Genomic DNA, 14,093 nt, shown 5'->3' on the forward strand with positions numbered 1-14,093 from the left:
CAGAATAATCGGCGCCATGTCAAAACCCGCCTTCGGCCGACGCCAGGGCGCCCCCCGTGCCCATGGCGCCCTCAGCCAATGCGCCGCCCGCCAGGATCGACGGTTCGCGCCGCGCGGGGCAGTCCCTTTCGGCGCAGATGCGGCAACTGGGACCGACCCGGCGCGGCCTGGCCGTCGGCGCATCCCCCGTGGGCAGGCTGTCCGGAACCAGCAGCATCGTCGCCTCGACCACGGGCGGGGCATCGAAGCGCGCCGTGCCGCGGGTATCGGCGCAGGCATAGGCGGTGAAGCGGCGCCCGATCCGCCCGCCGGTCTGCACCGGCACGCACAGCGGCTGCGCGGGGCGCAACAGCGCCTGAAAGAGCGGCCAGACCGGACAGGCGCCCCCGAACCGCGGCAGCGCAAAACCGTCCACGGGGCGGCGAAAGGTCAGCGTCCCCGACCCGTCGCACAGCACCAGCCCCACATCCGGCACCCCCGCCCCCTGCGGCAGGCAGGCAATCCGGCGCAGCACCTGCGCCAGCGGCGCATCAAACCGCAGGGCCAGCCTGTCCGGTGCCAGCCCCAACTCTGCGACCGCTGCCAGAAACGGGTCCAGCGGCAGCGCCCGCGCATCCGCCTGGAAACGCCGCAGCCATTTCAGCGCCAGCGCCCGCGCCGCGTCCGAGGACAGCTCTACCTGATCGGCCACAAGCGCGCGCAGGTCAGAGGCGCAATCGGCCTCCAGCTCGGCCGGGTGATAGTTGCGCGCGGCCAGCCAGGCCTCGACCTCTTCCTGCGGGGCGGCCAGCCCGGTTTCCCCCGCCCCCGAGGCATCGAGGTAATTCACCAGCGCCTCGGCCCCATCGGCAAGGCGCGAGCTGTCGGCCAGCAGATTGGCAAGGAACTTGCGCTGCCAGTCGGGGTCGATCTCCTCGCCATCGGCCAGGATCGCCGCCGTGGACTGCACCGAGGTCACCGCCGAGACGATCTCATGCAGTGCGGCGGGCAGATAGGGGTCATGCGCCATGCGGTCGCTGAGCTGTTCGACCACGCGCTCCAGCTCATCCACCCGGGCATGAGTGGCGGCCAGCACCGCAGCCCAGCCCGGAAACCGGCCCAGGAATTCCTCGATTCGCTCCAGCTCGGGGGGGGTCAGGGTGCCAAGCGGCCCCTTGTCGGCGCTGTTGGCGCGATGGGTCAGCCCTGCGGCGGCGGCGCGCACGGCCTCCATCACTTCGCCCTCGCTGCCCTCCAGCAGCGAATCCGGCGCCACCCCCAGCGCCTTGGCCAGCTCTCCCAGCAGATCAGCGCCGACATTGCGGCGGTTGTGTTCGATCAGGTTCAGATAGGAGGGCGACACGCCCACGGTGCGCGCAAGATCGGCCTGACGCATGCCGCGCGCCGTGCGTCGGGCCCGTATACGGGTGCCGGTCAATGCCGTGCGGGGCATGCGCCTGTCCTCCTCCGCAGGGAGTTTACAGCGATTAACAGCCCTGACAATTCCCTTTACAGGCCTTTGCGCGGTGATCGCAGATCCGCGATCACCGCGAATGAAGCTTCACAGGGCGCAAACACTGACGTATAAGCGCGCGAACCGGCGTTCAGGCTACCGATCCGCCGGAAAACCGAGGCTTTCGAGGACGGCAATGACCCAAGAGCGCAATGATGCAGACGTGGCCTTTATCCGGGCCCTTGCCGAACTGCTGAATGAAAACGATCTGACCGAGCTGAATGTGAAGCGCGAATACGGCGAAAGTGACAGCCTGAATGTCCGGGTTTCGCGCATGACGGCACCGCCGCCCGCCCCTGCCCCGACCTATGCCCCCCCGCCGGCCGCTCCGGCCCAGACAGCGCCGGTGTCCGAAGCGCCAGCGGTCGAACGGACCAGCGGCGACCCCGCCGAGCACCCCGGCGCCGTGACCTCGCCCATGGTGGGCACGGCCTATCTGTCGCCCGAGCCCGGCGCGGATGCGTTCATCACTGTTGGCGCCCAGGTGGCCGAGGGCCAGACCCTGCTGATCATCGAGGCCATGAAGACCATGAACCACATCCCCGCCCCGCGCGCGGGAACGGTCAAGCGCATTCTGGTGACCGATGGCAGCGCCGTGGAATACGGCGCGCCGCTGGTCATCGTGGAATAAGCGGGCGGTCGGGCCATGTTCTCCAAGATCCTGATCGCCAATCGCGGCGAAATCGCCCTGCGCGTGATCCGCGCCTGCCGCGAAATGGGCATCGCGTCGGTGGCCGTGCATTCCACTGCCGATGGCGATGCCATGCATGTGCGCATGGCTGATGAAGCCATCTGCATCGGCCCCGCACCGTCCATGGACAGCTACCTCAACTTCCCCTCCATCATCTCGGCCTGCGAGATCACGGGGGCCGAGGCGATCCACCCCGGTTATGGCTTCCTGTCGGAAAACGCGCCCTTCGTGCAGGTGGTCGAAGATCACGGCCTGACTTTCATCGGCCCCTCGGCGGAACATATCCGGATGATGGGCGACAAGATCACCGCCAAAGACACCATGAAGGCCCTGGGCGTGCCCTGCGTGCCGGGGTCCGATGGGGGTGTGCCCGACCTGGACACCGCGCGCCAGGTGGGCGCCGAGATCGGCTATCCGGTGATCGTCAAGGCCACCGCCGGGGGCGGAGGGCGCGGCATGAAGCTGGCGCGCACGGCTGATGAGCTGGAAACCGCCTTTCGAACCGCCCGGGCCGAGGCCAAGGCCGCCTTTGGCAACCCCGATGTCTATATCGAGAAATACCTGGGCCGTCCGCGTCATATCGAAATCCAGGTGTTTGGCGATGGCAAGGGCAATGCCGTGCATCTGGGCGAACGGGACTGCTCGCTCCAGCGCCGCCACCAGAAGGTGTTCGAGGAAGCCCCCAGCCCCGCCATCGATGCCGAAACCCGCGCCCGCATCGGCCAGATCTGCGCCGATGCAGTGGCCCGCATCGGCTACAGCGGCGCCGGGACCATCGAATTCCTCTATGAGGACGGGGAGTTCTATTTCATCGAGATGAACACCCGCCTGCAGGTCGAACACCCGGTGACCGAGGCCGTTTTTGGCGTGGACCTGGTGCGCGAACAGATCCGCGTGGCCGCCGGGCACCCGCTGTCCTTTACCCAGGCGGAGCTGACCCCCCAGGGCCATGCGATCGAGGTGCGCATCAACGCCGAAAAACTGCCCCGCTTCAGCCCCTGTCCGGGCCGCGTGAACACCTTTCACGCGCCGGGCGGTCTGGGCGTGCGGATGGATTCAGCACTTTATGGCGGCTATACCATCCCCCCCTATTACGACAGCCTGATCGCCAAGCTGATCGTCCAGGGCCGCGACCGCCCCGAAGCGCTGGCCCGCCTGCGCCGCGCCCTGGGTGAGCTGATCGTGGATGGCGTGGACACCACCGTGCCGCTGTTCTTTGCCCTGCTGGAGCAGGAGGACATCCTGCGCGGGGATTACACCATTCACTGGCTGGAGCGGTTCCTGGAAACCGTGAGCGAGTGATGCCGCCGCCCCTTTGACGACGCACCCGACCGCCGGTTACCGGCCCAGCGCCTGCGCGATGGCCTGCCTCTGGGCGTCGATGTCGATGGCCGTTTCGCTGAGCACTTCGAAATCGCGGTCCTCATAGACATCGCGGTCGGGATAACGCTCGCGCCGGGCGGCGAGGGCGGTGTCGCGCGCGTGGACCAGGGCTTCGATCTGGGGCCGGAACAGCCGCACCATGGCAGTCAGCCAGCGGTTCGTGGGCCAGCTTGGCCAGGCGTGATCAATGGCGAAATGCGGCAGCATGCGGATCACGTCTGCGCCCGGATACCAGGTTTCGGCGGTGACCCAGCGGTTGGTGGTGAACAGCCCCGTCGGGGCGCCGAACCTGTCCATCGAAATCGCGATCAGATGCGAGAGCGCCTGATCGCCCGCGGGCCAGTCGCGCCCGGCAGCCTCGGGGGCGGGGGCGCAGCCGGGGGGCATGCCCCTGGCGCGCAGGAACAGGTGGAAATGCCCATGCTCGCCACTGCGATGCGCGTGGTAGTAATACTGCGCGTGGGTGTCGCGGTCATAGACATCGCCCTGCGGATAATGCGTCAGCCGCACGAACTGGCCCTGCCCCTTCAGAACCTCGCCCACGATATTAAGATTGACCTTGCGCAGCACACGCATGCAGTCGGCGACCTCATGTCCCGCGGCCTGCATGGCCCGCAAATCCTCGCGCGGGAGTTGGCTGAAATCAATGCTCGCAGGGTCTGGTGCAGCGTCTTGCAGGATCATCTTTGCGTCCTTTGTCATACGGGGCGCGCGCGCCATGGCAGCAGTATGCGCCCGGCCAGCCCGGCCAGCAGGGCCAGAACCGCGACCGATCCCACCTGCCAGACCAGCACCATCAGGGCCGCATCCTGCGTGTGAAAGAAGCGCAGCGCAAAATTGCCGATCCCGGCTGCGGCAAGGCCCGCCAGCAGCGTGGTCCAGCGCGGGGCCAGCGGCACGCCCCGGCGCAGCATCATCAGCAGCACCAGCGCCGGCAACGATCCGATCAGCGCGATATAGACGAAGCAGGCCGGGTCCGGTGTGATCCGCACCCCCGCAGCCCCCATCTGCGCCCAGTCCCGCAGGCAGCCCAGCGACAGCGTGCCGACCCAGACCGCAGCAGGGATGACCGGCAGCAGGCGCAACAGCATCGGCGCGCCCGGAATGGTCAGGGCCAGGGCCGCTATCGCCGCCGCAACCCCCGTGGCAAGGGCTGCGCCCTGTTCCAGCAGGAAGCGCGCATCGGACACCCGCTCGGCCAGGTCGGGGCGCGGGCCGATGGCCCAGACCATCGCCGCGCCGAAGGCCAGCGCGATGACCGCCCATGTCATCGCCCGGCGCAGCGGATGCGCCATCGCGCGCACGGGGGCTGCATCGCGCGCCAGCCGGGCAATCAGGGCGGCGGTATCGCCTTCGGTATCGGTGCCTTTAGCCACGCAGGTCAGTCCTTCCAGAGTGTGCCCTTCATCCTAAGCATCGCGCGGTGGATTGCCACCTTCAGCGCGGCGACGGTCGATCCGCTGGCTTCGGCGGCCTCGGCCAGGGTCATCTCACGCAGGCGCAGCAGTTCCACAGCCTGTTTCTCGGCCGGTGTCAGCCCATGCATGGCCTTGCGCACCGACATCAGGTTCACAACAGTCTCTGCCTGGCTGTTCGTCGGGATGTCACAAAAGGTTTCAGCCAGTTCCGCAGCGGCAAGATCAATGCGCATGCGGCGCATGTAGCGGCGCGCGTTATCGGCCAGCCGGGCGCGGGCGATGGCGACAATCCACGGCAGGAACGGGCGCGCGGGGTCCCATGTGCTGCGCGCCTGATGCAGCGACAGCAGTATGTCCTGCACGATATCCTCCACATCCTCGGGCTTCAGCCATGGTGCACGGCGCTGCACCAGGCGGCGCATTCGGGCGGCCACCTCCGACAGGAGCCGATGATAGGCCCCCGCATCCCCGGCCTGCGCCCGTTGCATCAGGTCTTCGAGCGGGGGCGCCCCCTTCGCCTTTGCCTGATCTGCCGGTGCCGTCATGCGCCTGTCCCGATGCCGCCGCTTGCGGCCAGATTACAGGCAAACGCGGCCAATGCGGCTGACTTTATTTTGTCACGGGCGGGTGAACTTTCCTTGTAACCCGGCGGCGGGTCGGGGCGAACCCCTTTGGTGAACGCTGTCATTCGGGTGGCGTTCGGATACGGGATACAGAACATGGAGGATCACATGGCCAAGCTGATGCCAGACCGCAGAGGCCTGAAACTGCGCGCGGGGTTGCGCTCCAGCACGGCGCTGAGTGTCGCACTGATGCTGGGCGCGGGCACGCTGGGCGGGGCGACCGTCATCACACTGGCCAGCGGCAACCCCGCTTTCGCCGAAGGGTCTGCCAACCCCTGCGCTGCAAATCCCTGTGCCGCCAACCCCTGCGCTGCCAACCCCTGCGCTGCCAACCCCTGCGCTGCCAACCCTTGCGCCGCCAATCCATGTGCCGCCGATCCCTGCGCCGCCAATCCATGTGCCGCCGATCCCTGCGCGGCCAATCCTTGTGCGGCAAACCCCTGTGCTGCCGACCCCTGTGCTGCCAATCCCTGTGCGGCGGCAGATCCCTGTGCGCCCTGCGGCCCCTGCGGTCCCTGTGGCCCCTGTGGCGCGGCCGAAGGTGCCGCGTCAGGTTGTTTCGTTCCGCGTCTGGCGGAAGCCGCGGCCAATCCTTGCGCGGCGGAGCCCTGCGCCGCCAACCCCTGCGCAGCGGACCCCTGCGCCGCCGACCCTTGCGCCGCCAATCCCTGCGCAGCAAACCCCTGCGCCGCAGCGAACCCCTGCGCCGCCGCCAATCCATGTGCAGCCTGCGCCCCATGCGGACCCTGTGCTGCCGCAGCCCCCCCGCCTGAGCTCAGCGATGAGGAACTGCAGGCCCTCTATGCCTGCCTGATGGAGTCGATGAGCGAACAGGCCGCGCTGGACGGCAGCAGTGACCTGATCCCGGCCTCCTGGACCGATTCCGAGCGCAGCGAAGGCAGCGATTTCGCCGGATGGACGAATTTCGCCGCCACGCCCTATATCAGCTTCACCCATGGCGAGCGCTTTGCCACCAACCACGCCAATGACATCGCTGCTGCGCAATACGGCCTGTTCGAGGATGTCGAGGCGATCCCCCCGGGCGGCATCATCGCCAAACCCACCTTCAGCGTCAGTGACGCGGGCGAGGCGCTCTGGCAGACCTTGTTCCTGATGGAAAAGGCCGAAGCGGGCCAGTCGCCCGACACCAACGACTGGATCTATACCGCCATCATGCCCGATGGGTCGCTGATGGGCCGAACGCTTGGCCAGAATTCCGACCGCATGTATTTCTGCGCTGCCTGCCATATGGGCGGGGGCATGGATACGGATGACCTGTTGTTCATGGAGCCGGAATACCGCGTCCGGAACTGACCCGGGCAAAAGCGCGGCGCATGGGGCGCGGGTTGCGAAAGGATCAGCCGCCCCATGCACGCCTTGCCCGCCGCGCATTTCCGGACTGTCACCCCCGCGCCGGCGCCCCTGCCGCTTCGGCAACCGGCGCGGACGTGCTGATTGCACCGCATCCAGCCTGGAGGATCCCCATGCGCCTGCCGACCCCCCTCATCGCTGCGGCCTTCGCCATCTGCGCCACTGCGGCCCTGGCCGATCCGGCGCAATGGGTGCGCGAATGGCCGCAGACCGATTTCACCCGCACGACAATCGCATTCGACGAGGTCATCGCGGGCGGGCCGCCCAAGGATGGCATCCCGGCCATATGGGCGCCCGCGCATCTTCCGGCGGCGCAGGAAACCCGGCTTGATGACCGCGAACCCGTGCTGACCTATGATCCCCCGGACGCGCCTGCCCGGGCCTATCCCATCCGCTACCTGATGTGGCATGAGATCGTGAATGACGTGGTGGAGGGGTTGCCCATTGCGGTGACCTATTGCCCGCTGTGCAATTCGGCCATGGTCTTCGACGCCCGCGTGGATGGGGTGCGCCATAGCTTCGGCGTGTCCGGCAAGCTGCGCCATTCCGACATGATCATGTATGACCGCGAAACGAAAAGCTGGTGGCAACAGGCTGTTGGCAAAGGCGTGGTGGGCGCCCACGCGGGCGCGGTTCTGACCCAGTTGCCGGGCTGGATGGAAAGCTGGGCCGAATTCCGCGACCGCAACCCCGACGGGCTGGTGATGGATCAACCGGACTGGCGCCGCGCCTATGGGTCAAACCCCTATGTGGGCTATGACAGCGCGGCGCGGCCGTTCCTTTACCGGGGCGAGGACCCACCCCACGGGATCCACCCGCTGGCCCGCGTGGTGCGGGTCGGAGATCGCGCCTGGACCTTTGCGCGATTGCGCGCGGCGGGCGAGATCCGCGAGGCCGGGGTGGTGCTGAACTGGGCGCCCGGGCAGGCCTCGGCGCTGGACAGCCGCACCATTGCGGACGGGCGCGATGTGGGCACCGTGCGGGTGCGTGATGCAGAGGGGCGCGACCTGCCACATGACATTCCCTTCGCCTTTGCCTTCCACGCCTTTTTCCCCGATGGAGTCTGGATGCTGGGCGACTGAACGCGCAGGGGCGTGGCGCGGCACCCCGCAGGCGCACCGGGTTGCCTCTGACCGGCATATGGCGTGCAAACCATGGCGCCGGGCGTGGGCGCCAGGTGAGGGCGCCAGGTGTGGGCTATGCCTCGCGCATCCCTTCGAATCGCGCCTCTTGCCGGGCGGTCCAGTGCACGGTGAGGGTCACGCCCTCTTCCCCGGCCGCCTCGGCCTCGACCACGCCTTGCTGGTGCAACCAGGCCCGCGCGCGGCCTTCGTCATGGGCCAGGGTCAGCACCGTCCGGTGACGGGCGCCGTCCAGTTGCGCGCCGATGGCGGTGTAAAGCGCCGCCAGCCCCTCGCCGGTCAGCGAAGACCCGGTCAGCACGCGCGGATCACGCGCGGCGCGGGCTTCGACGGCGGCGCGCTCCTCGGGGGACAGCAGATCGCATTTGTTCCACAACTCGAACACCGGGACCGTGTCGCGCACCCCCAGATCGGTCAGGATCGCCAGCACATCGGCGGCCTGGGCCTCGCTCTCCGGGTGGGAGATATCGCGGACATGGACGATCACATCGGCCTCCAGCACCTCCTCCAGGGTGGCGCGGAAGGCAGCGACCAGTTGCGTCGGCAGGTCCGAGATGAAGCCCACCGTGTCCGACAGGATCACCCGCCCCGCCCCGGGCAGGTCCACGGCGCGCATGGTGGGGTCCAGGGTGGCAAACAGCATGTCCTTGGCCAGCACCTCGGCCCCGGTCAGCCGGTTGAACAGCGTGGACTTGCCCGCGTTGGTATAGCCCACCAGCGCCACCACCGGAAACGGCACGCGGCGGCGGGCGGCGCGGTGCAATTCGCGCGTGCGCACGACCTTTTCCAACTGCCGGCGCAGGCGGACCATCTGTTCGTCAATGGCGCGGCGGTCGGCCTCGATCTGCGTCTCGCCCGGCCCGCCCACGAAGCCCAGGCCCCCGCGCTGGCGTTCAAGGTGGGTCCAGGCGCGGACCAGACGGGTGCGCTGGTAGCTGAGTGCTGCCAGTTCCACCTGCAGCACGCCCTCACGGGTCTGGGCGCGGTCGGCAAAGATTTCCAGGATCAGCCCGGTGCGGTCCAGCAGCTTCACGCCAAGCGCGCGCTCCAGATTGCGCTGCTGCACCGGCGTGACCGGCCCGTCGATGAGAACCAGTTCAATCTCCTCGGCCTCGACCCTTGCCTTCAGTTCCTCGATCTTGCCGCTGCCGAACAACTGGCCCGGATGCGCGCGCGGCAGGCGCACGACATCGCCGCCGGTCAGCTCCAGCCCCGGCAGCGCGCGGGCAAGGGCCATGGCCTCGGCCAAAGCGTCGGCCGCATCACGCGCCCGCCCCGCACCCCGGATATCCGGGTGCAGCACCAGCGCGCGGGTTGGCCGCGTGCCGCCTTCGCCCCCCAGTTCGGCGACGTCAATGCCCACGCAATCCCTCAGTCGCCTTCATAAAGCGTGATTGGCTGGCCCGGCATGATGGTCGAAATCGCATGCTTGTAGACAAGCTGGCTTTGGCCGTCCCGGCGCAACAGCACGCAGAAATTGTCAAACCAGGTAATCACACCCTGAAGCTTCACCCCGTTGATCAGGAACACGGTCACCGCGACCTTGTTCTTGCGCACGTGGTTGAGAAATGCATCCTGCAGATTCTGTTTGTCACCGGCCATATCATTGCCTTTTTTTCTGGTTTTCTTTCCGGTAATTCGGGCTTTGCCCTTATCTCCCCGCAGGCGAGTATGAAGGGGACAGGCCAGAGATTCCAGCCCAAAATGCCGCCGCGGCAGCTTTGCAGTGGCATCAGCGCCGCGCGGGCCCCAGAAAAAGCGTCAGCACCAGCAGGATTTCCAGCCGCCCCAGAACCATCGCCAGCGCCAGCACGGCGCGGGCGGCCTCGCCCAGTTCGCCCCAGGACAGGCGGACATCGGCGGCGACATCGGTCAGGGGGCCGGTGGTGGTGATCGCGGCGATGGCATAGACCAGCGCATCCTCGAAGCGCAGGCCCAGGACCGTCAGCAGGGACACCACCGCGATGGTGCTGAACAGGAACAGCATGAGGATCAGCCAGGCGGCCAGGGCCCCCTCCCGGCGCAGGGCGCGGCGCCTCACCCCCTCCCCCCCGACCGAGGACGGATAGACCACGCGGTCCAGCTCGCGTCGGCCCTGAAGGATCAGCGCATGAAGGCGCAACAGCTTCAGCCCGCCGGCGGTTGTCGCCACCCCGCCGCCCGCCATGGCCAACCCCAGCAGGATCAGCCCCGGCGGGGGCATGCCGGACCAGGCCCAGGCCACATGCCAGTCCTTGCTGACAAAGCCGGTGGTGGTCAGAAACGACAGCGCCGTGAAAAGCCCGCCCCACAAGGTATGGACCGCAGCGCCCAGATTGCCGCCTTCGCCCAGCCCGTGCGCGCCCAGCCAGTGGCGCAGCAGCAGCACCCCCGCCACCAGGAGCACCAGCACCACCGCCAGGCGCGGCTCCGGGTCACGCCACAGGGGCAGCGCGTCATGGGGCGCGGGCGCGCCCGGCAAGCTGCGGCGGCTGAGGGCCAGCAGCAGCCCGGCCAGGATCAGCGCCTCGGCCCAGAACCCGGCCGGGCCGGGACCGCGCGCCATGGTTATCCCCGAGGTCGAGAGCGTGGACATGGCCTGGATGATGGCCAGCAGGCCCGGGTTTCCGGCCATGACAAGCGCGATCCACAACAGACCCGTCACCGCCGCAAAGGCCGGCATGACTGCACGGATTTCGCGCCCCAGCCGGATGCGGGGGGCCGTTTCCGAATGGCCCTGCGTCGATGATCCTGGCGCTGCAGCCTGATGGCGGTGCAATTCGGCCTGGGCCTGGGTTTCGCCCCGGGCCATGGGCGCGACCAATGCCGCCGCGACCACCAGCACGAACGCGCCGCCCAGCCAGCCCACGGTCGCCCGCCACAGATGCACCGCATCGGGGATCCGGCGCGGGGCGTCAAAGACACTGGCCCCGGTGGTGGTGAAGCTGGAAACCATCTCGAACCAGGCGCGCGAGAAGCCCAGGCCAGGAAGCGCCTCGGCCAAGGGGATGGCCATCAGGGGCGGCAGCACCGCATAGGCCAGGATCACCACCGACAGCGGATCATCCAGCACCCGCCGCACCCGCCGCCCTGTGCGCGCGCCCGGGGCGGCGCTGGCCACGGCCAGGAACAGCGCCCCCACCAGCACCAGCACCGCCGAATGCAGGAACGCCCGGCCGATGGCGGCCTGCCCGGTGGCAAAGGCCATGGCGGCAGGCAGCAGCATCGCCAGCCCCACCCCGCCGATAAGGATCGGCAGCAGGGCAGCGTTGCGCAACAGGGCCCGCATTCAGAAATACTCGACCGCGACCTGCAGCAGGTGCTCCACCGCCGCCACATCCCCCGACAGCGCAAAGATCACGACGATATCGCCCACCTCCAGCCGGGTGCTACCGCTGGGGCGGAAATAGCTGTCCTTGCGCAGCACCCCGGCCAGCAACGCGCCTTCGGGGAAATCCACATCGCGGATCGCACTGCCCGCCAGCGGCGAGGTGGACAGCACCTGCGCCTCGATCACCTCGGCCTCGCTGTCGCCGATGGAATAGACCGACCGCACCCGCCCGTGGCGCACATGGCGCAGGATCGACGACACCGTGACCGCGCGCGGGTTGATATGCGCGTCAATCCGGAGCGGCCCCGACAGCGGGATCAGCGAAGGGTCATTGATCAGCGAGATCGCCAGCGGACAGCCCAGCGAGCGCGTGCGCACCGGCACCAGCATGTTGGTCTTGTCATCTTCGGTCAGCACCAGAACGGCATCGGCGCTGTGGACCTCGGCCTCGCGCAGCAGCTCGATATCCATGCCATCGCCATGCAGGACGATGGTGCGCTCCAGCGCATCGGCCACGCGTTCGGCGCGGGCGCGGGCGCGCTCTATCATGCGCACCCGCACCCGTTCCGTGCGCGCCTCCAGCGCCTGCGCCACCGCCAGCCCCACATTGCCGCCCCCGATGATCACCACCCGGCGCAGATGCGGCGTGGGCTTGCCAAAGATCTGCAGCGTGCGTTCGGTATCCGCGGTTTCGGCAAAGACGTAGATCTCGTCGCCTTCGAACAGCTGATCCATGGGTTCGGGCGCGAACAGCCGCTTGCCCCGGCGCACCCCCACCACAATGGCCCGCAGGGTCGAGAACAGCTCGCTCAACTGCCGCAGGGGGGTTTTCAGCACCGGACAATCCGCATCCAGCGCAATCCCGATAAGCTGCGCCCGCCCGTCCATGAATTCGGCGACATCAAAGGTCGCCGGATAGGATATCCGCTTCAGAGCGGCCTGCGACACCTCGCGCTCGGGGCTGATGACCACGTCGATGGGCATGTGCTCGCGCCGGAACAGGCTGCCGTATTGCGGCTCCAGATAGGTCTGTTCGCGCAGGCGGGCAATCTTGCGGGTGACACCAAAGACCGAATGCGCCACCTGGCAGGTGACCATGTTCACCTCGTCCGAATGGGTGGCGGCGATCAGCATGTCGGCATCTTCGGCACCCGCGGCCTCCAGGACATGGGGGTGGCTGGCAAAGCCGGTGACACCCATCACATCCAGCGCATCGGTGGCGCGGCGCACCAGCACGGGGTTGTTGTCCACAATGGTGATTTCATTGGCTTCCCCGGACAGATGGCGCGCAATCTGCCACCCCACCTGTCCGGCACCGCAGACGATGACCTTCATCTTCGCCGAACTCCTCTTGTTCACTGCGGCGCCCTGTCAGTCTTGCCATAGCATTCCGGCGCCTGCGGGGAAACCGGCCTTCAGCGGCGCAGGGTCATCACCGGGGACTGGCCGGCGTAGAAGATGGCAATGCCCTCACGCCCGATATCGAAGCGGGTGATCTGGTCCAGCGCGTCCAGGAACCGCCGCTCCAGCGCCTGCAGGGACGCGGGGCAGGCCATGCGCGTGCTGGCCATCTGGCCAAAGCGCAGCCCCGCGCGATCCGCCGCTACATCGCCCAGATAGAGGTTGCATGCCCCCCGCCCCGACACCCGGCCATCGATGAACCGCATGGTCAGCTCCGGCATCTCGGCCTGGCCGGGGTCGATGGCGATACCAAAGAGGCTGATCACGTGCCATTCCGCCCCCCGCAGCAGCATCAGCGGATCACCGCCGCAGCCGGGCAGGATATCCGCCCCCCGGTCCAGCCCCACAATGACCGGAAAGGGCATGCCGCTGACCCGGTCATGGCACAGCCCCTCGGACAGGGTAACGCCCAGGCCCTGGCCATCCAGCTCCAGCCGCCCAGCCACCGCAACGACCGGCGGCCGCGCCACCGTGGTTTCGGCATCATCGCCCGCCATGCGCAGGCTCATCGCGTCTTCGGTGATCCGCAGCACCCATTCCCCCTGCTGCCCGGCGGCATCAAAGGGAAACAGGATCGGCGGCAGCGCGGGACGGCATTCGCCCAGATCCGCGCCGCTCAGCGTGATCTTGAGCATGTTGCCATGCAGCCAGGCATCAGAGTCATTGGCCCCGAACCAGCCGCGCGGGCCCTCTTCCAGCCGCGGCAGCACATAGGTCATGCCGTCATGGCGCACCCGCAGCGCATCGGCGCCAAGGGCCAGGAAATCCGCCGGGCCGGCCGTGCAGCGCAGCGGCTGGCTGAAGCTGGTGGCCGACAGGGCGCCGGCCTGAAGCGGCTCCAGGGTCAGCGAGCGGGTTTCGGGCAGGGTCACGGCGCGGGTGGCGGCGATCACCTGTGCATTGCTGACGATCCCGGCGCGCAGTTGCGCCACCGGGCCGGGGACGTCCTCCAGCACGGTATGCAAGGCGCTTTCATCCGGCGGCAGGGGCAGGAAACGGCTGCGCAGCAATTCGCCTTCGGCATTGCGCAGCTCGAACAGCGCCTCGGTCCCCGGGGGGAGCCTGTCCAGATCCGGCCAGGACAGCGAGAGTGTCAGATCGCGCGCGGCGGCCGGGACGGCGGCAAGCGTCAGGGCCAGCAACATCAGGGCGTGACGGCGCATTGCGGAATTCCTCGGTGCAGTCCGCGCGCGCCCCCGGGC

Annotated in this window: 13 protein-coding genes; 4 read left to right on the forward strand and 9 right to left on the reverse strand. The window is 68.2% G+C overall.

The genetic code is table 11. The annotated features are described in order from the left end of the window. Nucleotides 1-19: 19 nt before the first annotated feature. Nucleotides 20-1,432: a helix-turn-helix transcriptional regulator gene (locus tag HUK65_RS02690; protein WP_179904589.1), complete on the reverse strand. Its 1,413-nt coding sequence runs from the start codon at nucleotides 1,430-1,432 to the stop codon at nucleotides 20-22. A 196-nt stretch (nucleotides 1,433-1,628) separates the two neighbouring features. Here HUK65_RS02690 and accB point away from each other — a divergent pair, with 196 nt between their 5' ends. Beyond that, nucleotides 1,629-2,123 (forward strand): acetyl-CoA carboxylase biotin carboxyl carrier protein, encoded by a 495-nt coding sequence (accB, locus tag HUK65_RS02695; RefSeq protein ID WP_179904590.1) that lies wholly within the window; start codon nucleotides 1,629-1,631, stop codon nucleotides 2,121-2,123. A 15-nt stretch (nucleotides 2,124-2,138) separates the two neighbouring features. Then, on the forward strand, nucleotides 2,139-3,485 hold the full coding sequence (gene accC / locus HUK65_RS02700) for an acetyl-CoA carboxylase biotin carboxylase subunit (protein ID WP_179904591.1): 1,347 nt from the start codon (nucleotides 2,139-2,141) through the stop codon (nucleotides 3,483-3,485). A gap of 36 nt (nucleotides 3,486-3,521) precedes the next feature. On the opposite strand, the gene HUK65_RS02705 is transcribed toward accC, so the two are convergent. Genes HUK65_RS02705 through HUK65_RS02715 form a run of 3 tightly spaced genes read right to left on the reverse strand, consistent with a single transcriptional unit; the run spans nucleotide 3,522 to nucleotide 5,529 of the window. Continuing rightward, nucleotides 3,522-4,250 carry a DUF6969 family protein gene (locus tag HUK65_RS02705; RefSeq protein WP_179904592.1) on the reverse strand — a complete coding sequence of 243 codons (729 nt, stop codon included), beginning with the start codon at nucleotides 4,248-4,250 and terminating at the stop codon, nucleotides 3,522-3,524. A 14-nt stretch (nucleotides 4,251-4,264) separates the two neighbouring features. Beyond that, a complete protein-coding gene (locus HUK65_RS02710; protein ID WP_327787021.1) occupies nucleotides 4,265-4,942 on the reverse strand; it encodes a DUF1109 domain-containing protein in 678 nt (225 codons plus the stop codon). A gap of 5 nt (nucleotides 4,943-4,947) precedes the next feature. Further along, nucleotides 4,948-5,529, reverse strand: a complete 582-nt coding sequence (locus tag HUK65_RS02715; protein ID WP_179904593.1) for a sigma-70 family RNA polymerase sigma factor — start codon at nucleotides 5,527-5,529, stop codon at nucleotides 4,948-4,950. A gap of 900 nt (nucleotides 5,530-6,429) precedes the next feature. Between HUK65_RS02715 and HUK65_RS02725 the strand changes: the two genes are divergently transcribed. Together HUK65_RS02725 and HUK65_RS02730 are read left to right on the forward strand one after the other, a co-directional pair. Then, a complete protein-coding gene (locus HUK65_RS02725) occupies nucleotides 6,430-6,921 on the forward strand; it encodes a hypothetical protein (protein WP_179904595.1) in 492 nt (163 codons plus the stop codon). Nucleotides 6,922-7,091: 170 nt separating this feature from the next. Beyond that, complete coding sequence (locus HUK65_RS02730; RefSeq protein WP_179904596.1) at nucleotides 7,092-8,060, forward strand: DUF3179 domain-containing protein; 969 nt, start codon at nucleotides 7,092-7,094, stop codon at nucleotides 8,058-8,060. 115 nt (nucleotides 8,061-8,175) lie between these two features. Here HUK65_RS02730 and hflX read toward each other — a convergent pair whose 3' ends face one another. The 5 genes from hflX to HUK65_RS02755 form a co-directional block, all read right to left on the reverse strand. Beyond that, nucleotides 8,176-9,483 (reverse strand): GTPase HflX, encoded by a 1,308-nt coding sequence (gene hflX, locus HUK65_RS02735; protein ID WP_327787022.1) that lies wholly within the window; start codon nucleotides 9,481-9,483, stop codon nucleotides 8,176-8,178. A gap of 8 nt (nucleotides 9,484-9,491) precedes the next feature. Further along, nucleotides 9,492-9,722: an RNA chaperone Hfq gene (hfq, locus tag HUK65_RS02740; RefSeq protein WP_179904597.1), complete on the reverse strand. Its 231-nt coding sequence runs from the start codon at nucleotides 9,720-9,722 to the stop codon at nucleotides 9,492-9,494. Nucleotides 9,723-9,852: 130 nt separating this feature from the next. After that, nucleotides 9,853-11,388, reverse strand: a complete 1,536-nt coding sequence (locus HUK65_RS02745; RefSeq protein WP_179904598.1) for a TrkH family potassium uptake protein — start codon at nucleotides 11,386-11,388, stop codon at nucleotides 9,853-9,855. After that, nucleotides 11,389-12,765: a Trk system potassium transporter TrkA gene (gene trkA, locus HUK65_RS02750; protein WP_179904599.1), complete on the reverse strand. Its 1,377-nt coding sequence runs from the start codon at nucleotides 12,763-12,765 to the stop codon at nucleotides 11,389-11,391. A gap of 80 nt (nucleotides 12,766-12,845) precedes the next feature. Further along, the gene (locus HUK65_RS02755; protein ID WP_179904600.1) at nucleotides 12,846-14,054 is read right to left on the reverse strand and encodes an META domain-containing protein; all 1,209 of its coding nucleotides are present in this window, start codon (nucleotides 14,052-14,054) and stop codon (nucleotides 12,846-12,848) included. Nucleotides 14,055-14,093: the final 39 nt, after the last annotated feature.

This window comes from Rhabdonatronobacter sediminivivens (assembly GCF_013415485.1).
Taxonomy (GTDB): domain Bacteria; phylum Pseudomonadota; class Alphaproteobacteria; order Rhodobacterales; family Rhodobacteraceae; genus Rhabdonatronobacter; species Rhabdonatronobacter sediminivivens.